General features: G+C 65.2%; 22 protein-coding genes. 5 read left to right on the top strand and 17 right to left on the bottom strand.

Annotated elements, in window-relative coordinates:
- Positions 1–14: 14 nt before the first annotated feature.
- From Q8L25_RS02725 to gpmA, 16 genes are all read right to left on the bottom strand, one after another.
- Positions 15–590 carry a type II secretion system protein N gene (locus tag Q8L25_RS02725; protein WP_308923455.1) on the bottom strand — a complete coding sequence of 192 codons (576 nt, stop codon included), beginning with the start codon at positions 588–590 and terminating at the stop codon, positions 15–17.
- An 18-nt stretch (positions 591–608) separates the two neighbouring features.
- Complete coding sequence (gene gspF / locus Q8L25_RS02720; RefSeq protein ID WP_308923454.1) at positions 609–1,829, bottom strand: type II secretion system inner membrane protein GspF; 1,221 nt, start codon at positions 1,827–1,829, stop codon at positions 609–611.
- Positions 1,830–1,839: 10 nt separating this feature from the next.
- Entirely contained in the window at positions 1,840–3,267 is a 1,428-nt protein-coding gene (gene gspE, locus Q8L25_RS02715) for a type II secretion system ATPase GspE (protein ID WP_308923453.1), read from the bottom strand.
- A gap of 10 nt (positions 3,268–3,277) precedes the next feature.
- Complete coding sequence (gspD, locus tag Q8L25_RS02710) at positions 3,278–5,524, bottom strand: type II secretion system secretin GspD (protein WP_308923452.1); 2,247 nt, start codon at positions 5,522–5,524, stop codon at positions 3,278–3,280.
- Positions 5,521–6,297 (bottom strand): type II secretion system protein N, encoded by a 777-nt coding sequence (locus Q8L25_RS02705; RefSeq protein ID WP_308923451.1) that lies wholly within the window; start codon positions 6,295–6,297, stop codon positions 5,521–5,523. The genes gspD and Q8L25_RS02705 overlap by 4 nt, the downstream gene beginning before the upstream one ends.
- A complete protein-coding gene (gspM, locus tag Q8L25_RS02700; RefSeq protein WP_308923450.1) occupies positions 6,294–6,827 on the bottom strand; it encodes a type II secretion system protein GspM in 534 nt (177 codons plus the stop codon). The genes Q8L25_RS02705 and gspM overlap by 4 nt, the downstream gene beginning before the upstream one ends.
- Positions 6,824–8,062: a type II secretion system protein GspL gene (gene gspL, locus Q8L25_RS02695; RefSeq protein ID WP_308923449.1), complete on the bottom strand. Its 1,239-nt coding sequence runs from the start codon at positions 8,060–8,062 to the stop codon at positions 6,824–6,826. The genes gspM and gspL overlap by 4 nt, the downstream gene beginning before the upstream one ends.
- 19 nt (positions 8,063–8,081) lie before the next feature.
- Entirely contained in the window at positions 8,082–9,050 is a 969-nt protein-coding gene (gspK, locus tag Q8L25_RS02690; protein WP_308923448.1) for a type II secretion system minor pseudopilin GspK, read from the bottom strand.
- Positions 9,047–9,694, bottom strand: coding sequence for a prepilin-type N-terminal cleavage/methylation domain-containing protein (locus Q8L25_RS02685; protein ID WP_308923447.1), 648 nt, complete (start codon positions 9,692–9,694; stop codon positions 9,047–9,049). The genes gspK and Q8L25_RS02685 overlap by 4 nt, the downstream gene beginning before the upstream one ends.
- Entirely contained in the window at positions 9,694–10,089 is a 396-nt protein-coding gene (gene gspI / locus Q8L25_RS02680; protein WP_308923446.1) for a type II secretion system minor pseudopilin GspI, read from the bottom strand. Before gspI ends, Q8L25_RS02685 begins: the two co-directional genes overlap by 1 nt.
- Complete coding sequence (gspH, locus tag Q8L25_RS02675; protein ID WP_308923445.1) at positions 10,089–10,574, bottom strand: type II secretion system minor pseudopilin GspH; 486 nt, start codon at positions 10,572–10,574, stop codon at positions 10,089–10,091. Before gspH ends, gspI begins: the two co-directional genes overlap by 1 nt.
- A gap of 11 nt (positions 10,575–10,585) precedes the next feature.
- A complete protein-coding gene (gene gspG, locus Q8L25_RS02670) occupies positions 10,586–11,038 on the bottom strand; it encodes a type II secretion system major pseudopilin GspG (protein WP_308923444.1) in 453 nt (150 codons plus the stop codon).
- Between the two features lie 101 nt (positions 11,039–11,139).
- The gene (locus Q8L25_RS02665) at positions 11,140–11,913 is read right to left on the bottom strand and encodes a molybdopterin-synthase adenylyltransferase MoeB (protein WP_308923443.1); all 774 of its coding nucleotides are present in this window, start codon (positions 11,911–11,913) and stop codon (positions 11,140–11,142) included.
- On the bottom strand, positions 11,910–13,412 hold the full coding sequence (locus tag Q8L25_RS02660) for a S41 family peptidase (protein WP_308923442.1): 1,503 nt from the start codon (positions 13,410–13,412) through the stop codon (positions 11,910–11,912). Before Q8L25_RS02660 ends, Q8L25_RS02665 begins: the two co-directional genes overlap by 4 nt.
- 27 nt (positions 13,413–13,439) lie before the next feature.
- Positions 13,440–14,990 (bottom strand): peptidoglycan DD-metalloendopeptidase family protein, encoded by a 1,551-nt coding sequence (locus tag Q8L25_RS02655; RefSeq protein WP_308925637.1) that lies wholly within the window; start codon positions 14,988–14,990, stop codon positions 13,440–13,442.
- Positions 14,991–15,067: 77 nt separating this feature from the next.
- Positions 15,068–15,814, bottom strand: a complete 747-nt coding sequence (gpmA, locus tag Q8L25_RS02650) for a 2,3-diphosphoglycerate-dependent phosphoglycerate mutase (RefSeq protein WP_308923441.1) — start codon at positions 15,812–15,814, stop codon at positions 15,068–15,070.
- A gap of 105 nt (positions 15,815–15,919) precedes the next feature.
- Here gpmA and Q8L25_RS02645 point away from each other — a divergent pair, with 105 nt between their 5' ends.
- The 5 genes from Q8L25_RS02645 (at position 15,920) to Q8L25_RS02625 (ending at position 18,903) form a co-directional block, all read left to right on the top strand.
- Entirely contained in the window at positions 15,920–16,351 is a 432-nt protein-coding gene (locus Q8L25_RS02645; protein WP_308923440.1) for a rhodanese-like domain-containing protein, read from the top strand.
- Between the two features lie 43 nt (positions 16,352–16,394).
- Complete coding sequence (gene grxC, locus Q8L25_RS02640; RefSeq protein ID WP_308923439.1) at positions 16,395–16,661, top strand: glutaredoxin 3; 267 nt, start codon at positions 16,395–16,397, stop codon at positions 16,659–16,661.
- Positions 16,662–16,832: 171 nt separating this feature from the next.
- Entirely contained in the window at positions 16,833–17,303 is a 471-nt protein-coding gene (gene secB / locus Q8L25_RS02635; protein ID WP_308923438.1) for a protein-export chaperone SecB, read from the top strand.
- A 114-nt stretch (positions 17,304–17,417) separates the two neighbouring features.
- Entirely contained in the window at positions 17,418–17,861 is a 444-nt protein-coding gene (locus tag Q8L25_RS02630; RefSeq protein ID WP_308923437.1) for an SH3 domain-containing protein, read from the top strand.
- A gap of 4 nt (positions 17,862–17,865) precedes the next feature.
- Positions 17,866–18,903, top strand: coding sequence for an NAD(P)H-dependent glycerol-3-phosphate dehydrogenase (locus Q8L25_RS02625; protein ID WP_308923436.1), 1,038 nt, complete (start codon positions 17,866–17,868; stop codon positions 18,901–18,903).
- A 6-nt stretch (positions 18,904–18,909) separates the two neighbouring features.
- Here Q8L25_RS02625 and Q8L25_RS02620 read toward each other — a convergent pair whose 3' ends face one another.
- Positions 18,910–19,254, bottom strand: a complete 345-nt coding sequence (locus Q8L25_RS02620) for a hypothetical protein (RefSeq protein WP_308923435.1) — start codon at positions 19,252–19,254, stop codon at positions 18,910–18,912.
- Positions 19,255–19,262: the final 8 nt, after the last annotated feature.

Genomic DNA, 19,262 nt, shown 5'->3' with positions numbered 1-19,262 from the left:
AATGGCGCGCGGACTCAATTTGCCGGCGAATTCGGCGGCGGCTGGTTGGTGGTGACCTGGCCGGCGGGCGCCACCGTCACCGGTGGACGCTCCATCGGCAGCGGCGGCGGCACCAGCGCATTGTTGGGGGCCTGCGCCGGCGGCGCCGGCGTGGCCACTGGCAGCGGCGTCATCGACGGCAGCGCCAGCGCCTTGTCGTCGGCCACCAGGTCGATGCGCTTGCTCACGCCGCCGTCCTGCAGCAGCACGTAGCGCGCCTGCACTTCGCGCACCGTCACGCCGGGCGCCACCTCAAAGCCGGTCGGGTAGGCCTTGGCAGGCTGGCCGTCGGTGGCGATGATGGCCACGGCGCCGCGGCCATTGGCAGGCGCCACCACGCCGCGCAACTGGTAGTTGCTGGCAGTGGCCACGCTGACCTGGCCGCCGAACAGCGCGGCGCCCGCCTCCACGCTGGCATCCTGCACGACAGGCACCGGCGGCGGATTGATCGGCCGTTGCGGCGCCTTGAACAGCTGCATGGCCCAATAGGCCAGCGACACGGACAGCGCCACCAGGGCGAGCAAAGTTACAAATTGAGGCAGACGCTTCATGATTTTCCAGATTCTTTTTTAACGCACTAACTGATTGATTTCGATAATCGGCATCAGCACGGCCAGCACGATCAGCAGCACCACCACGCCCATCGCCAGGATCAGGGCCGGCTCCAGCAGGCCGGCGATGGTCAGGGTGCGGCGTTCCAGGTCCTGCTCCTGGGCGCTGGCGGCGCGCTCCAGCATGGCCGGCAACTCGCCGGTGATTTCCCCGGCCCGTATCATGTGGATCAGCATCGGCGGAAAATGCTTTTGCGCCGACAGCGCGCGCGCCAGGCTGACGCCTTCGCGCACCGCGCCGCTGGCATCAGCCACCAGCTCCTGCATCGCCACATTGGTCAGGGTGTCGCGGCTGGTGTCGAGCGCGCGCAAAATCGGCACGCCCGAGCCGGTGGTGATGGCCAGGGTGCTGGCAAAGCGCGCCGTGTTCAGGCTGCGCTCGAACTTGCCGTACAGCGGCGCCGTCAGCAGCCAGGTATGCCAGCGCCGTTTCAGGGCCGGCTGCTGCAGGGCGCGGCGCCAGGCCACCCAGGCGCCGATCAGCGCGATGCCCACCACCAGGCCATAGTTGCGCACGAAGTCCGACAGCGCCAGCATGATCACCGTCAGCATCGGCAGCTTCTGCTTGGTATTGGCAAACACCGAGACGATCTGCGGCACCACGTAGGTGAGCAGGAAGATCACGATGGAAAACGCCACCACCGTGACGATCGCGGGATAGGTGAACGCCAGCTTGACCTTCTGCACCAGCGCATTCCTGCGCTCGATATAGTCGGCCAGGCGCGACAGCACGCGCGACAGGTGGCCGATCTGCTCGCCCGACGCCACCAGCGCGCGGTAGATCTCGGCAAAGTCGCGCGGATGGCGCGCCAGCACGTCGGAAAACGCGGCGCCGCCGATCACTTCGGAGCGGATCGAGGCGATCAGGTCGCGCAAATACGGCCGCTCGGCCTGTTCCAGCAAGGCGGAAAAGGCCTGCTCCAGCGGCAGGCCCGCTTCCAGCAGGCTGGCCAGCTGGCGCGTAAACAGCGCCAGTTCGGTGGTCGACAGGCGCTCGCCGAAGCCGCGCCGCCTGGTGACGCCGGCCGCATCGACTTGCGCGGCGATCAGGTCGACGGCCAGCGGCACCAGGCCTTGCAGGCGCAGTTCGGCGCGCGCGGCGCGCGGACTGTCGGCATTGAGCACGCCCTTGCGGGTGGCGCCCACGGCGTCGACGGCTTCATAACGGAATGCGGGCATGGTGGCGGGCCTAGTCTTTGGTCACGCGCAGCAGCTCGGCTTGCGTGGTGGTGCCGTCGCGCAGCCAGCGTTCGCCGTCCTCGCGCATGCCGGTCATGCCGTCCTGCAGGGCGACGGCGCGCACGTCCGCTTCCGAGGCGCGGTTGTGAATCTGCGCGCGGATCTGCTCGGTGGTGCGCAGCAGTTCATACACGCCCACGCGGCCCTGGTAGCCGGTCTGGCCGCACTGCTCGCAGCCGACCGCCTGCCAGTATCCGCTTTGGTGATCGAAGGTCTTGCAGGAGCCGCACAGCTTGCGCACCAGCCGCTGCGCCAGCACGCCGAGCAACGACGACGACAGCAGGAACGGCTCGATCCCCATGTCCAGCAGGCGCGTCACGGCCGCCGAGGCGTCGTTGGTGTGCAGGGTGGCCAGCACCAGGTGGCCCGTCAGCGAAGCCTGCACGGCGATCTGCGCCGTTTCCAGGTCGCGGATCTCGCCGATCATGATCACATCCGGGTCCTGCCGCAAGATCGCGCGCAGGGCCTTGGCAAAGGTCATGTCGATGCGCGGGTTCACTTGCGTCTGGCCGACGCCCGCCAGGTCGTACTCGATCGGGTCTTCCACCGTCAGGATATTGGTGGTGGTGGCGTTCAGCATCGACAGCGCCGCATACAGGGTAGTGGTCTTGCCCGAGCCGGTCGGCCCGGTGACCAGCACGATGCCGTGCGGCTGGTTGATCAGGCCGTCGAACTGCCCCAGCATCGGCGCGCTCATGCCCAGGTGCTGCAGGTCGAGCCGGCCCGCCTCTTTGTCGAGCAGGCGCAATACGGCCCGCTCGCCATGGCCGGTGGGCAGGGTCGAGACGCGCACATCGACCGGCTTGCCGCCCACGCGCAGGGTGATGCGGCCGTCCTGCGGCAGGCGCTTTTCGGCGATGTCGAGCTGCGCCATGATCTTGATCCGTGAAATCAGCGAACCGTGGATGGCCTTGCGGGGACGCACCACGTCGCGCAGGCTGCCGTCGATGCGAAAACGCACCACCGAGGTCTGCTCGAACGGTTCGATATGGATATCGGAGGCGCCTTCGCGCAGCGCCTGCGTCAGCAGCGCGTTGATCATGCGGATCACCGGCGCGTCGTCGGACGATTCGAGCAGGTCCTCGATCGCCGGCACGTCCTGCAGCAGCTTGGTCAGATCGAGGTCCGCGTCGAATTCATCGGCCATCTGGGTCGCGTTGCCGCCACCGCCGGCATAGGCGCCGGCGATCGCCGCATCGAGTTCCTCGCGCGGCAGGACCTTCAATTGAATCTGGCCGAAACGGCGCGACACTTCGGCGATCGCCGACGGCGCCGTCGACACGGCCACCAGCACCTCGACCGCGCCGCCGTCCTGCGCGCCGGCCCGGGCCAGCAGGCCGAAATCGCGCGCGTAGGCGTAAGGAAGCAAATTACTCATGACTGGCCGATCACTGTTGCGGGTTTTGCTGCGGATTTTGCTGCTGGTACTGCTGCAGCAGCGGCGTGGCCGCATTGGCCGGCGCACCCGGTGGCGGCAACGGCGCCGGCGGCACCGGACGCGTGACCATATTGCCGCCCACCGGCTGGCCGTTCTGCAAGGCCGGCAGCACGGGCGTGCCCAGGTCTTTCAGCATCAGGTTGCCGGTGGCCGGCACGGCGGCCGTTTCGGCCGCGCGCATGTAGTCGTAACGGTCGGCCGCCAGGCTGCCGCTCTGCTCCTTGCTGCGCACGATCACCGGGCGCAAGAAGATCATCAGATTGGTTTTCTTGCGTTCGCGCGTCTGGTACTTGAACAGGTTGCCCAGCACGGGAATATCGCCCAGGCCGCGCACTTTTTCCGCATTGTCGCCGGTGCTGTCCTCGATCAGGCCACCGAGCACGATGATCTGGCCGTCGTCGGCCAGCACATTGTTTTCGATCACGCGGTTGTTGATGGTAATGCCGCTGACCGCGTTGGTGGTCGATTTGTCCACGCTCGACGTCTCGTGGTAAATCGCCATCTTGATGGTGCCGCCTTCGGAAATCTGCGGACGCACTTTCAGGGTCAGGCCGACGTCCTTGCGGTCGATGGTCTGGAACGGATTGCTGTTGGTGCCGGCCGTGCTGGTGTACTGGCCCGTCAGGATAGGCACGTTCTGGCCCACTTGCATGGTGGCCAGTTCATTGTCCAGGGTGATCAGGTTCGGCGTCGACAGGATATTGGCGTTGCCGTCCGATTCAAGCGCATGGGCCAGCGCACCGAGACCCAGCGCGCCGTTGATCTGCTTGAAAATACCCAGCGTCAGGCCACCGGTCGGCAGCACGGCGCCCTTGCCGGTCGCCAGCGCGCCAATATTGTTGGTGGTGCCGGTGGCGAACGATTGCAGGGCGCCGACGCGGTAGTTGCTGCTGCTGTCGCCGGAAAGCCCCAGCCACTGCACGCCGAATTCGGAGGCCTTGGCCGACGTCACTTCGACGATCAGCGCCTCGATATAGACCTGGGCGCGGCGCACGTCGAGCTGGTCGATCACGGCGCGCAGGTTGCGGTACACGGCTTCGTTGCACGTCAAGATCAGGGTATTCGTCGACGCGTCGGCCTGGATGAAACCGGCCGCGCCGCCCGAGGACAGCTGCTGCGGCGCATTGTTGAGCGACGCGCCGCCGCTGGTGCCGCCTTGCGTGTTGCCGCCCATGCCGGAGCTGTTGATGCCACTGATATTCTGGGTCTGGTTGTTGTTACCCTGCGAGCTGTTATTGGTATTGGTGCCCTGCTGCGCGGTGGCGGCCGAGCCGTCCGAGGTCACCACCGCGCGCAGGGTCTGCGCCAGCTTGGTGGCGTCGGCGTTCTTCAGGTAGACCACGTGCACATTGCCCAGCTGCGTGGTGGGCTGGTCCAGCTTGGCGATCAGCGACTTGGCCAGGTTGGCACGCGCCGCCGACGGCGCGCGCAGCACCAGCGAGTTGGTGCGCGGGTCGGCCAGCACCGACACCTTGCCCGTATCGACAGCCGTGCCTGCGCCGGCGTTGCCGCCCTCCATCAGCTTGTTCACCATCGACGCCAGGTCGGAGGCGATCGCATAGCGCACCGGGATCACGTCCAGGTCGGTCGATGCCGGCACGTCGAGCGCGGCGATGATTTTCGCCATGCGCTTGAGGTTGTCGGCGTAGTCGGTGATCACCAGCGAGTTGTTGCCCGGGTTGGCGTTGATCGTGTTGTTCGGCGAAATCAGCGGGCGCAGCACGGCCAGCAGGTTGGCCGACGATTCGTAGTTCAGGTAAAACACCTGGGTGGCGATCTGGTCGCCCTTGACCTGGGCCGCGCCATTGCCGACCTGGGTCGGCACCGACTGCAGCTTGGCGTCCGCTTCCGGCACCACCTTGGCGTAGCCGTCGCCCGACACCACCGCATAGCCTTGCAGGCGCAGGGCCGAGGCCAGCAGCGCAAAGGCCTGCGTCTTGCTGATCGATTTTTCCGACACCAGGGTAATCGTGCCCTTGACCCGCGGGTCGATCACGAAATTGATGTTGGTGTAATGGCCCACCGCCTTGATCACCGACTCGATATCGGCGGCGACAAAGTTGAGCGCCGCCTCGTCGCCGGGCGCGGACCAGGCGGGTGCCGGCAGGCCGGCCACCGAACAGCACAACAGGGCGGCGGCGGACAGGCGGCGCAGCGAAAAGGATGGTTTGATTGGGCTCACGGATGATTTTTTCATTGTCTAAACTCTAGGGCGATGATGTTTTTTTCGCTATTGCTACGGCGCTGTCCCAGCAAATTCAACAAACTCGCCAAGGTCTCTTCATATCCTGCTGCGGCCTGGGCCTGGCCGGAAAACTGCATGCGCCCCTGATTCAGGCTGCCACTGCCGTCGAGCAGCAAGGGGCCCTTCATGGAACGCAAGGTCAACCGGGCCTGCTGCCCCTGCCAGTCGAAATCGAGTTCATAACTGCCCAGCGGGCGCAGCGACGACAGGCGCGAGGCCATGTCGGTCATCTGCAAGGTGGTGCGCCCGATGGCCGAAAACTGCTGCTGCTCCAGGGCCAGTTGCAAGGTGCTCCACGACAGCCGCATGCTGCCGGTCGGCGCCACCGTATTCAAGGGCGCGCCCAGGCCGCCCAGGCCATCGGCCGGCAGCAGCAGCGCCGCCGGGCTGACCTGCCAGTGCGACCACGAGCCACGCAGATTGACCGGCTGCGACAGCGCCTCGGCGTTTTGCAGCTCGACGTCGACCGAACCCCACAGCACCGACGGCGCAATGCGCCAGCTGAAGCGGCCGGGCAAGAGCGGCGTGACGGCGCCGCCGGCACTGGCCGCGCCGCCGACAAAGGCCGAGCCGCGCCACAGGGTACCTTGCGCGTCGCCCAAGGTCAAACGCCCGCCGGTCTGCTTTTCGACGATGGAGGCCACCCAGGCGGCCGGAAAGAAAACCAGCAGGGTCAGGCCGACGCTGACGATGATCGCCAGCAGCCAGAGCAGCATGCGCTTCATCGGGTCACGCCCGGGCTCTGGTGCAGCGAGATGGTGGCGTCGACCAGCCCGGCCTTGCTTTGCGCGGTGATCTTCGCGTCCTGCACCGCGATGCGGCCTTCGCGGCGCAAGCCGTCCAGCCACAGCATGACGCTGGCAAACGGCACGCCATTGAGCTGCACGCGCGCATATTCACCGGTCAGCGACAGCGATTGGGGCGCCAGTCCGCGCGCCTTGAGCGACGCATCGAGGCCCTCGCGGTTCATGGCAGCCACCTGCACCGGCGCCTGGCGCGACAAGTCTTCCGCTTCGCGCGCCAGCGACTGCAGCACGGCGGCCTTCTGGCGCAGCTCGGGCAGGCTTTTTTGCAGCGCGATGCGGCCGTTCCAGGCCGGTTCAAAAAACACCGCATACACCAGCGCCACGCCGGCCACCACCGCGCCGATGGAGAGAAGCTTGCGCTCCTGCGCCGTGCGCTCGGCCCAGAAGGCCTGCATGGCCTGCTGGCGCGTGGCCAGTGCCGCCCGGCCCTTGTTCAATGCGATGCTCATGCTGCTGCTCCCTTGGCGACCGTGGCGACCGTGATTTTCCAGATACCGGGCTCGGTCTCGTTCAGGTCCAGCTTGCGCGCGGCCAGCCCCTGTTTCACCTGCGCCTGGGCGCTGGCGTCGACCATGTCGGGCTTGATGCGCACGATCAGGCTGCGCTCGCGGTATTCCAGCGAGGCCACCACGCCGCGCCCGGCCAGGCCACCCAGGGCCTCGCCCAGCGCCGCGCTCATGCTGGTAAAGTCGTCCATGCTGGCCTGGCCGCCCTGCAGCTTGGCGGCGGCGATATTGCGCCGCATCTGTTCCTCTTCCAGGCCGAATACCGGCGCCTCATTCGGGTAGGCCGCCTTGAAGGTCTGCAGCATCGAGGTGTTGACGGTGGCCACTTCGCGCTTCAGGCGCGACCATTCGATATTGATGCCGACCAGGTTGACGATCACGGCTGCCAGCGCCAGGCGCAACGGCCAGCGCCAGCGCGCCCAGTCGCGCGCGGCGCTGCCGCCCGCGCCCAGCGCCGGCGCCAGGTCCAGGGCGGCAGTGCGGCTGGCGGCGATCCAGTGCGCCCAATGGTCAGGCTCCACCGTCACGCCGGCCACGTCCTGCGCCAGCTGCTGGTATGGCGCCAGTTCATCCTGCGCCACGTAAATGGTCAGCGGCACGTCGCCGGCAAACGCGCGCGTGGTGGCCAGCGCCTGTTGCGCGTCGAACGGCAGCACCAGGCCCAGGCCCTCTTGCGGCGCCTGGCGCAAGGCCAGTTCGATGCCCTGGCTGCCCGTCTGCAGGCTGGCCGATACGCCACCGGGCGGCAAGGGCAGGCACAGTTGCGATGGCAGCACGGCCACCTTGCGCGCACCCTGCGCCAGCAAGGCCTGCACCAGCACTTCGACCCAGGCGCGCTGCGCCACGGCCACCGTGCGCAGGCCGGCGGCGTCGGGCGCGCCGGCGGCCAGCACGCAGTCCTGCGCGTCGCCCAGGATATGTTCTTCCACCAGCCCAGGCAGGGCCGCGCGCAGGCGCGCGCCGGCCAGCGGCGGGGTTTTCAGGCGCAGCAAGGTGACGTCGGCCGCCGCCAGCAGCAGCACCACGCGTTGTGCGCCGGCGATCAGCTGGCCCAGGCTGCCCAGGGCGGCACTGCCCTGCTGCTGCAGCGCGCCGCCGTCGCCGGCCAGCACGAAGGCGCATGCGGCCGCACTATCGGTGGAGGCCTTGGCCGGGTGGCGGATATACAAAGTTATCAAAGGGACTCGCTTTCAGGTTTTAATTTTCCCGCAACCAGACCAGGCTGGTGGTGCGCTGTGGGTTCGGCTGGCGCCACACCAGCGCCTGCGCGTCGAGCGCGGCGCGGTCCAGCCGCACCCGGATCACGGTGAGGAAGTACTGGCTTTTCACATCGATCTCCACACCGTCGATCACATTCTTGCCATTAATATTATTCTTGAAATTGCCCGTATCGACAAACTTTTTGCGCGGATTCGACAGTGTCAGCGCGCTCGCTTCGGAAACCGACATGTCGGTGACGGCAGCGAGCACTTCGGCCGAGGCGGTATTGACGTTGACGGGGGTCACCTGCGGCAGCACGATCACGTAATCGCGCAGCTTTTCGATCACTTGCGGGGTATAGCCCGGTATCGCCAGCAAATCCTCGATCTGCGTCATGGCCACCGGCTCGCTGCTGCCGCCGGTACCGGTGTCGGTTTTCCTGTCGCTGTTGTCGTTAGCGGCGCGCGCCTTGGGCCGTGCGCGCACCACTGCGTCGGCCGTGGCCCGCGCCAGGCCGCTATCGAGTTGCAAGTTGCCCAGCAAGCGCTGGTAGGCCTGCAGCTGTCCGGGATTGGGCGCACCCGTGATATCGACCAGGTTGGTTAGATTGAAACGCGCCTGCGCGTCGAGCGCGCGGCCCGAGACGGTGGCGTCGAATTTTTCCATCTCGACCTTTTCACGGTCGACGTAATCGTCGAGCCGCGCTTCCTCGATCGGCGTGGCCCAGACGCCGTCCGTCGCCGTCAGGGACGGATTGTCCTGGCGCAGCCAGAAGCGGGCAAAGTCGACCATGCCGCGCATGGCCCACTGCGTCTGCAGGCGCTGGCGCTGGTTTTCCATCGACCGCACCTGCACCTGCTGCTGCCAGAACAGGCTGGCCACCACCGTGATGGCCAGCGCCGTCAGCAGCAGGGCCGTGATGACGGCTACGCCACGCTGGCGGGTGGGCACATGAAACGGCTTCATCCCGGCCCCAGCAAGAAGACTTTGGACAGGCCGGCGGCCTGTCCCGGCAGTTGCAAGGTCACTTCCAGGCCGGCCAGGTCGTCGGTCTTGCTGCCGGCAGCCAGGGTGATCCAGTCGGGCGCCGCGTTGCTGGTCAGTTTGCGCTGGCCGCGCATCGCCATGCTGTCGACGCCGCGCAGCAGCACCACGTTGGCATTGCCGCTATCGGTATCGTCGCGCGCCGCCTGCCACAGGGTGTCGAGCACGGCCAGGTCGCGCGTGCCGTTCGACTCGCGCCGTGTCAGCACGCCGCCGACCAGGCGATAGGTGACCACTTGCAGCTGCTGCGGCTGCTGCTCGGAGGCGGCCTGGCGCACCAGGATCAGGCGGTCGGTCTCGGCCGACAGGTTGGCGCGGCCATTGAGGAGGGTATTGCTTGCCGCATTGACGGAACTGGCGCCGGCCAGGTGGTCGCAATCGCTCTGCATCTGCGCGAACGTCAGCTGCATGCCGCGCGACTGCTCGAGCTGGGCGTTCAGTACCTCGCGCGAGCGCACGATGCTGTCCAGGCCACGCCAGCCCAGCAAGGCGACCATGGCCAGGATGCCGATCGCCACCAGGAGCTCGATCAGCGTGAAGCCGGCGGCGGAGCGTGGGCGCGCCATCAGTCGTTGAACGACAACAGGACCAGGCGCACGATGCGCCGGGCCGGGTACTGCGCGTCATAGACGTTCACGCGCACCTGGCGCATGCGCGGGTTCGGCGTAGCCACCACTTCCTCTTCGCAAATCAGTTTCAGGTCGCCCTGCGGGCAATCCTCGGTGCGCTTGCCCGTCTGCGGGAATTTTTTCTCCAGGCGCAAGCGCACCAGGTGGTTTTCGGCCGACCAGGTGGCCATCATGGCGCTGCGCAGGCCATCGCTGTTCTGCGTCAGGCTGCCGACGGCGCGCAAGGACGCGCCCAGCGCGGTACCGACGATCACCAGCGCCACCAGTACTTCGAGCAGGGTGAAGCCGCGCTGCGATGCACACAACTGCGGGCGGGGTGGGAAGAATGTCATTATTGCTCGACCGTGAAGTGGCCGATGCCGTCGGCGCGGATAGCCACGCTGCGCTCGCCGCTGGACATGGTCAGCACGAACGGTTTGTCGACCGGCTCGCGGCCGAAGACGATGCGCAGCGGCTGGGCCGCGCTGGTCGACGGCTGCACGCTGAGCAGCATCGGCGTATTGGCGAAGCTGCGCTCGCGCAGCAAGTCATCCTTCGTCACGGCTTGCCACAGCTTTTCATTGAGGACCAAAAAACGGTACTGGTTTTCATCGGCTTCGAACGCCACCTGCCGGCTGCGCACGATGGCTTCATCGCGCGCCAGCTGCAGCAGCAGGGCGATGCGTTCGGCCTCTTTTTGCAGCGCCTGCTGGCCGTTCGGCATGGCGTTGAGCGACACCAGGCCCAGCGTGATGCCGATGATGACCATCACCACCAGCAGTTCGATCAGCGTGAAGCCGCGCTGGCGCAACTGGCGTTTGGCACTCATGGCGGGCATGAAATAAGAGCTTACTGGTCCCAGGAACCGATATCGGCGTCGTCGCCGCTACCGCCAGGCTGGCCGTCGGCGCCCAGCGAGATGATGTCGACTTCGCCCTTCAGGCCCGGCGACAGATACTGGTAAGGATTGCCCCATGGGTCTTTCGGCATTTTTTCCAGGTAGCCGCCCGCCTTCCAGCCATTCGCGGCCGGGCCGACGGTCGGTTTTTCCACCAGCGAGCGCAAGCCCTGCTCGGTGGTCGGATAGCGCTGGTTGTCCAGGCGGTACAGTTTCAATGCCTGCATCACGGTGGCGATGTCGACTTTCGCCGCCGCCACCTTCGATTCACCGGTGCGGGCGATCAGCTTGGGCACCACCAGCGAGGCCAGGATGCCCATGATCACCACCACCACCATGATTTCAATCAGCGTGAAGCCGCGCGCGCGGCGCTGCGGTATCGAACGGGTTGCTGCGTTTTGCATAAGAAGAGAGAGAAGTAGGTCAGTGGAGTGCAGAGTATAAAGCCGAAATATGACAAAGCCTGTCATACAGGGAAAATTTAAGAAAATTTATACCGGCGTGTTCAAACCGGCAAGGCGCAGTGGGCAGATTCATCGCCACATACCGGGCAGGCCGGGTCGCGCGCCACGCGCATGCTGCTCCACTCCATGTGCAGGCCGTCGAGCAGCAGCAGCCGCCCGGCCAGCGACGCACCGATGCCCATGATCAGCTTGAGCGCTTCGGCCGCCTGCATGCTGCCGACCACGCCGACCAGCGGCGCGAACACGCCCATGGTGGAACAGGCTTCGTCGGTAAACTGCTGGTCCTGCGGGAACAGGCAGGAATAACAGGGCTGCGTGCCCGTGCGCGGATCGAACACGCTGACCTGGCCATCGAAGCGGATCACGGCGCCCGACACCAGCGGCACCTTGTGCGCCATGCAGGCACGGTTGACGGCGTGGCGGGTGGCGAAGTTGTCGGTGCAGTCCAGCACCACGGTGGCAGCCGCCACCAGCTCGGCCAGGCGCGCGTCACTCACGCGCTCCTGCAAGGCGATGACTTCGATGTCAGGATTGATGTCCGCCAGCGTGGTATGCGCCGAAACAACCTTGGGCTGGCCGACGCGCTGCGTGGTGTGGGCGATCTGGCGCTGCAGATTGGTCAGGTCGACCGTGTCGTCATCGACCAGCGTGAGCCGGCCAACGCCGGACGCGGCCAGGTACATGGCGGCCGGCGAGCCCAGGCCGCCGGCGCCGATCACCAGCACCTGCGCGTCGAGCAAGGCCTGCTGGCCTTCGATGCCGATCTGGTCCAGCAGGATATGGCGCGAGTAGCGCAGCAGCTGGTCGTCGTTCACGGTTTCTGGACGGGGATCTTCTTGTCTTCCGCCTTGATATCGGACTTGATCTCGGGCTTGTCGCTGATCTTGACCGCCTTGGCGTCCGGCTTGGCGCCCGCCTTCGACAATTGCACCGGCAAGCCCTGGAAGTGGTTCAGCGCCTGCTGCAACTGGAAATCGTCCTTGGCGCCGTATTCGAGCGGCTTGCGCTTTTTCGCCGTGGCGATCAATCGCTGCTCTTCTTCCAGCTGGCTTTGCACGGTGCCCAGGGTCGGCGCGGCCGCCTCCGGTTTGCCGTCGTCGCTGTTCAGGTGTTTTTCCAGGTCCGCTTCGCGCACGCGCAGGCTGTTCCAGCCATCGCCGTCAGCCGTTTCATCGACCAGCATGTCGGGCACGATGCCGCGCGCCTGGATCGAGCGCCCTTTCGGCGTGTAGTAGCGCGCCGTGGTCAGCTTGACGGCGGTGTCGGCCGTCAGCTGGCGCAAGGTCTGTACCGAACCCTTGCCGAAGGTTTGCGTGCCGATCACGGTGGCGCGCTGGTAGTCCTGCAGTGCGCCGGCGACGATTTCCGAAGCCGAGGCCGAACCGGCGTTGACCAGCACCACCAGCGGCACGGTTTTCAGCGCGGCCGGCAGCTTGGCCAACGGGTCGGTCTTGGCGCCGGGCGGCGCGTAAAACTCGCGCCGGCCATAGAACACCTGTTTCGATTCCGGCAACTGGCCGCTGGTCGACACGATCACGGAATCGCCCGGCAAAAAAGCGGCCGAGACGCCGATGGCGCCCGGCACCACGCCGCCCGGGTCGTTGCGCAAGTCCAGCACCAGGCCCTTGAGCTTGGGGTCCTGCGCATACAGGGCGTTGATTTTCTTGACCATGTCGTCGACGGTCGGCTCCTGGAACTGGGCGATGCGCAGCCAGGCGTAACCGGGCGCGACCATCTTGGCCTTGACGCTTTGCACGCGGATTTCCTCGCGCACGATGGGAAACACCAGCGGCTTGCTGTCGCCCTTGCGCGAGATGGTGAGCACCAGCTTGCTGTTCGGCTGGCCGCGCATGCGCTTGATGACTTCGTCTAACTGCAGGCCCTTGAGCGGCACGTTGTCGAGGCGGGTGATCACGTCGCCGGCGGCGATGCCGGCCTTGGCGGCGGGGCTGTCCTCGATCGGCGAGACCACTTTCACGTAGCCGTCTTCCATGCTCACTTCGATGCCGATGCCGACGAACTTGCCCTGCACGCTTTCGCGCATTTCCTTGAAGGCATTCTTGTCCAGGTAGACGGAATGCGGGTCCAGCGACGACACCATGCCGGCGATCGCTTCGGACAGCAGTTTTTTATCTTCCACCTTTTCAACGTAATCGCTCTTGATCAGGCCAAACACGTCGGACAGCTGGCGCAGCTCGTCGAGCGGCAGCGGCGCGCCGACCTTCTGGGCGATGGCCGGGAACTGCAGCGTGGCGCCGATGCCGGCCAGCAGGCCCAAGCCGATCAAGCCTATACTTTTTACTTTGATGCCCATATCTGATTCGCAATCTGCAAGTGGTACTTAAAACTTGACCCAGGTGGCGGGATCGAAGGCACGGCCCTGATGGCGTAGCTCAAAGTATAGCCCCGATTCTTCGTTGCCGCCGCTGTTGCCCGCGCTGGCAATCGCGTCGCCGCTCTTGACGCTATCGCCGGCGCGTTTCAGCAAGGACTGGTTATTGCCATAAATACTCAGGTACTGGCCGCCATGGTCGACGATGATCAGGTTGCCGAAGCCGCGCATCCAGTCCGAAAACACGACGCGGCCGGCGGCCACGGCATGCACGTCGCTGCCCTCGCCGGTCTTGATGAACACGCCCTTCCAGGTGGGGCCATCGCCGCGCTTGCTGCCAAAGCGGGCCGCGATCCGGCCGGCCACGGGCGGACGCAACTGCCCTTTCAGACTAGCAAAGGCGCCGTCCGGCGGCGCGGGCGCCAGGGTCGGGCGGGCCGGCTCGGGTTTCGGCTCCGGCTTCGGTTCCGGTTTTGGCTCCGGCTTCGGCTCGACCTTGGCGATCTGCGGCGGCTCGTCGTTGTCGATCGGTTCGAGTTTCACCGGCGGCGCCGGGACCGGGACCGGGACCGGGACCGGGACCGGGACCGGCACGGGCTGGGTTTGCGGCTGAATTTTTCCCGATTTGCTCTGCTGTTCTTTGGCCAGGCGTTCGCGTTCGGCCAGCGCGCGCGCTTGCGCCCGTGCCTGCGCCTGGGCTTCCACCTTGGCGCGCGCGGCGAGCAAGCGCTCACGTTTTTCTTCGGCGGCCCTGGCGGCGGCGGCCGCTTTCGCGGCGGCGCGTTGTTCGGCCAGCAATTGCTGGCGTTTCTTTTCAGCGGCAGCCGCGGCCGCCTGCTCTTCGATCAGCTTGGCCAGCTTGTCGACCAGGTTGCCCATGCGCTGCTCGTCGCGCTCGACACTGCCCGCTTCCTTGCGCTTGGCCACCAGGCGCTGCGACAGATTGGCCAGCATGCTGGCGCGGCGCGCCTTTTCCTGTTCCAGCACCACTTTCTGGTCGCGCTCTTCCTGGGCGATCTCTTCCAGCTCGTCCTTGGCGTTCTGCACGTCGGCCTGGTTCTTTTCCACCGCCAGCAAGTTCGCGCGCAGCGATTCGAGCAGGCGCGCCTGTGCCTGCGACACATAGGCCATCAGTTGCAGATCGCGGTTGATGCGGTTCGGATTGTCGCCCGACAGCAGCAGCTTCATGCGGTCTTCATTGCCGGCGACATATTGTTCGCGCAGCAATTTCGACAATTGTCCTTTTTGTTTTTCCACCGTCGCCGTCAGCTCACGGTGTTCCTTGCCCAGCGCATTGAGCTTGACGCTGGTCTCGCTTTGCTCCTGCGCCAGGTCGCGCAGGGCGCGGTTGGCGTTGGAGATCGCCTCTTCCGACTCGGCCAGGGTATCGGCCGCGTCGTCCTTGGCGCTTTCGGTCTGGCTGATGTCGCGTTTCAGGGCCGTCAGCTTTTGCTGCAGGCCGGCACGTTGCAATTCCGCGGCCGCCTTCTGCTTGCTGCGTTCGGTGGGTCTGGCGCCATGCGCGGCGCCGCAAGAGAGCAGCAGCGCCAGGCACAACACGGCGCCGGCACGCCAGGCCGGCAGGGGACGTTCAGCAGAGGGGGCGATCACTGTGCCACGGAAGAAAGACTGCAAAGTTACTTGGCCTTCCCTTGGTTCGCCACGGCAGCCTGGGCCGCCGCAATCGCTGCCGGGTCGCCCAGGTAGTAATGGCGGATCGGTTTCAGGTCGGCGTCCAGTTCATACACGAGCGGCTGGCCGTTCGGGATGTTCAGGCCGACGATGTCGCTGTCGCTGATGCCGTCCAGCATCTTGATCAGGGCGCGCAGGCTGTTGCCGTGGGCCGAGATAATGATCTTCTTGCCAGCGCGAATCGCCGGTGCGATTTCCTCGTCCCAGGCCGGCATCACGCGCGCCACGGTATCCTTCAGGCATTCGGTCAGCGGGATCGACGCTTTCGGCAAGCCCGCATAGCGCGGGTCGTTGAACGAGGCACGGTCGTCGCTTTCCTCCAGCGCAGGCGGCGGAGTGTCGTAGCTGCGGCGCCAGACCAATACTTGCTCGTCGCCATACTTGGCGGCCGTTTCCGCCTTGTCCAGGCCCTGCAGGGCGCCGTAATGACGCTCGTTCAGGCGCCAGTCGTTCTTCACCGGCAGGTACATCATGTCCATTTCGTCCAGTGCCAGCCACAGGGTGCGGATGGCGCGCTTGAGCACCGAGGTATAGGCCACGTCGAAAGTAAAGCCTTCTTCCTTCAGGATCTGGCCGGCGGCCTTGGCTTCGTTGATTCCCTTGGCCGTCAGATCGACGTCGGTCCAGCCGGTGAAGCGGTTATCGAGGTTCCAGGTGGACTCGCCGTGACGCATGAAAACGATTTTGTACATGGTTCTATCTTCTAAAAGGTTTCAATCAAAAAAGCAAAGGTAAAAAAGAACTGTTCCGGCTTCTATTTTATAATGCGCGCATTGACTTAAACCATTGGACACTTCGTGAAATTCATTATCGACCATATTTTTCTGTTTGCCATCGTCATCCTGTCGGGCGGCGCCCTGCTCTGGCCACTGCTGTCGATGCGCGGCAAACGCGCCACCGTACTCGAAGTGACCCAGTTGATCAATCGTGGCAAGACCATCGTGGTCGACGTGCGCACGGCGGACGAATTCGCCAAGGGTCACCTGCCGGACGCGAAAAATATTCCAGTGGCAGAACTGGCAAAACGCATGGGCGAGCTGGAAAAATTCAAAACACGCCCCATTGTAGTGGTTTGCCAGAAAGGCTCGCGCTCTGCAACCGCGGTTGCGGCGCTGACCAAAGCTGGTTTCGCTGAAGCAACGAGCCTGGAAGGCGGCATCGACGAATGGACCAAGCAAGGCTTGCCGTTGAAAACGCTGTCGCTGGCCAAACCGTCGCTGGCCAAATAAGGCCCGCCACTTTGCCACCGAGCAATCACACAAGGAGAACACCATGTCCGTCCCCGTAATCGTGTACAGCACCGCCGTGTGCCCATACTGCATCCGCGCCGAGCGCTTGCTCGAAGCCAAAGGCGTGACCGTGCAAAAGGTGCGCGTCGATCTCGATCCTGCCGAGCGCGTCAAAATGATGGAACGCACGGGCCGCCGCACCGTCCCGCAAATTTATGTCGGCGACACCCATGTCGGTGGTTTCGATGACCTGTATGCGCTGGATCAAGCCGGCAAGCTGGACCCCTTGTTAAATGGCACGGCAACCTGATATAAAGTGGGGTCGAGAAATTGCTTGGTTTTTGGCGGTATTGTTTTGATACAATTGCCCTCGCACCCCTGCACGTTGCGCCTATCCGGCGCGGCTTGCCGCAAGCACCGTATTTGCATGCACCCTATTTGAACGGTGTGCCGTTCTTGTCCATTACAACGAAAGCGTTCCATGTCTGACGAAAATCTGCAACCAGTCTTCCAAATCCAACGCGTCTACCTGAAAGACATGTCGCTGGAACAACCGAATTCCCCAGCCATCTTCCTGGAACAAGAAGCGCCGGCCATCGAAGTCGCGCTGGACGTGGGCGCCGAGCCGCTGGCCGACGGCATCTTTGAAGCCACCGTGACCATCACCGTGACGGCCAAGGTTGGCGAAAAAGTCGCTTTCCTGGTTGAAGGCAAGCAAGCTGGTATCTTCGAAGCACGCAACATCCCTGCCGATCAACTCGATCCGCTGCTGGGTATCGGCTGCCCGAACATCATCTACCCTTACCTGCGCGCCAACATCGCCGACGTGATCACCCGTGCCGGCTTCCCGCCAGTGCACCTGGCCGAGATCAACTTCGAAGTGTTCTACCAGCAACGTCTGCAAGCGATTGCTGACGCCGCCGCAGCAGCACCTAACGAAACCATCAACTAAGTTTCAGTATCACTTCGCCACCCCGTCCTGGGTTGGCCCGACACGGCGGCTCGGTTATTCAAGCCGCCGTGTTTCATTCAAGGTTCACCAAACATCATGTTGAAAAGTACGGTCATGAGCAAATTCCGTTGGATGTCAGGCGCGATGCTGTTGCTGGCCACCGCCACCAGCCACGCCGTCGACTTCAAGACCGTGGGCGCGGCGCCCGTGATCCTGTACGACGCGCCGTCCGCCAAGGGCGGCAAGCTGTATGTGGCGCCGCGCGGCATGCCGCTCGAAGTCGTGCTCAGCTACGGCGAATGGGTCAAGGTCCGCGACGCCAGCGGCGAAATGGCCTGGACCGAGGCCAAGGGCCTGTCCGCCAAACGCAACCTGGTGGCGCGCGCCGCCAACCTGAAAGTGCGCGCCAGTCCCGACGACACCTCGTCGGCGGTGCTGCTGCTCGACAAGGGCGTGCTGCTGGAAATGAGCGAACAGCCCAGCAGCGGCTGGATCAAGGTGCGCCACAAGGATGGCCAGACCGGCTACGTCAAGACCAGCGAAGTGTGGGGTCTGTAAGCACATGACCGTTCAAGACAGCAATGCCGCCGGCGCACGCCGCCGCATCACCATCCTCGGCGCCGGCGCCTGGGGCACGGCGGTGGCGATGGCGCTGGCCGCCCGCCACGACGTGATGTTGTGGGGCCGCAACGCCGACGCCATGACCGCCATGGCCGCCAGCGGCGAGAACCCTTATTTGCCCGGCTTTGCGCTGCCGCCACAACTGGCGATCAGTGCCGATTTCGACGCGGCCGTCGCGCACGCCAGCGGCGAACAGGCGCTGCTGATCGCCGCCTGCCCGGTGGCCGGCCTGCGCCCGCTGCTGCAGCAACTGAAACACAAGTCTATTCCCAACCTGGTGTGGCTGTGCAAGGGCTTTGAAAACGGCACCGGCCTGCTGCCGCACCAGATCGTCCAGGATATCCTGGGCGGCAAGGTCGCCGGCGGCACCCTGTCCGGGCCGTCGTTTGCGCAGGAAGTGGCGCGCGGCCTGCCGTGCGCGCTGACCATCGCCTCGCACGACCCGGTGCTGCGCGCCTGCGTGGTGTCGGCCTTACATGGCGGCAATTTCCGCGTCTATGCCAGCGATGACCTGGTGGGCGTGGAAGTGGGCGGCGCCGTGAAAAACGTGCTGGCGATCGCCACCGGCGTGGCCGACGGCCTGGGCCTGGGCTTGAACGCGCGTGCCGCGCTGATCACGCGCGGCCTGGCCGAAATCACGCGCCTGGGCACGGCCCTGGGTGGCCAGACCGAAACGTTCATGGGCCTGACCGGCATGGGCGACCTGATCCTCACCTGCACCGGCGATCTGTCGCGCAACCGCCGGGTCGGCTTGGGGCTGGCGCAAGGCAAGCTGCTCCCCGCCATCGTGGCCGAGCTGGGCCATGTGGCCGAAGGCGTGCCCTGCGCCAAGGCCGTGCGCGAGCTGGCGCAGCGCATGCAGGTCGAGATGCCGATCACCAATGCGGTGGCCGGCGTGCTGTTCGATGGCGACTTGCCGCAGGAAATGGTGCAGCAACTGCTGGCGCGCGATCCGCGCGACGAAGCCAACCGGGTATAAGCAGGCTTAGCGGCCGGCCTTGGCCATCAAGATGGTCAGCAATAACAGGCTGTCTTCGCACGCTTCGAGCGCGTGGGCCTGGCCGCCGTTCAAATACACCATCTGGCCCGGCCCCAGCAGCTGCACGCTGCCGTGGGCGTCGAGCGCTACCTGGCCTTGCAGGCACAGCAGGGTGATTTCCCCCAACACATGATGCTCCGGCATGGTCTTGCCCTTGGGCATGCACATGCGGATCAGTTCCAGCTCGTCCGTCTTGGCCAGCGCGATGGCGGAAAACTGCGACAAATCGTGCCCGTCCCCGTGCTGCACCGTGATTACCTGTCCTGACTTTGCATGCTCAAGTGCCATCATCTGCTCCC

It is taken from the genome of Janthinobacterium sp. J1-1 (genome assembly GCF_030944405.1).
Taxonomy (GTDB): Bacteria; Pseudomonadota; Gammaproteobacteria; order Burkholderiales; family Burkholderiaceae_D; genus Janthinobacterium.
This window is presented reverse-complemented; position numbering and strand designations above follow the sequence as displayed.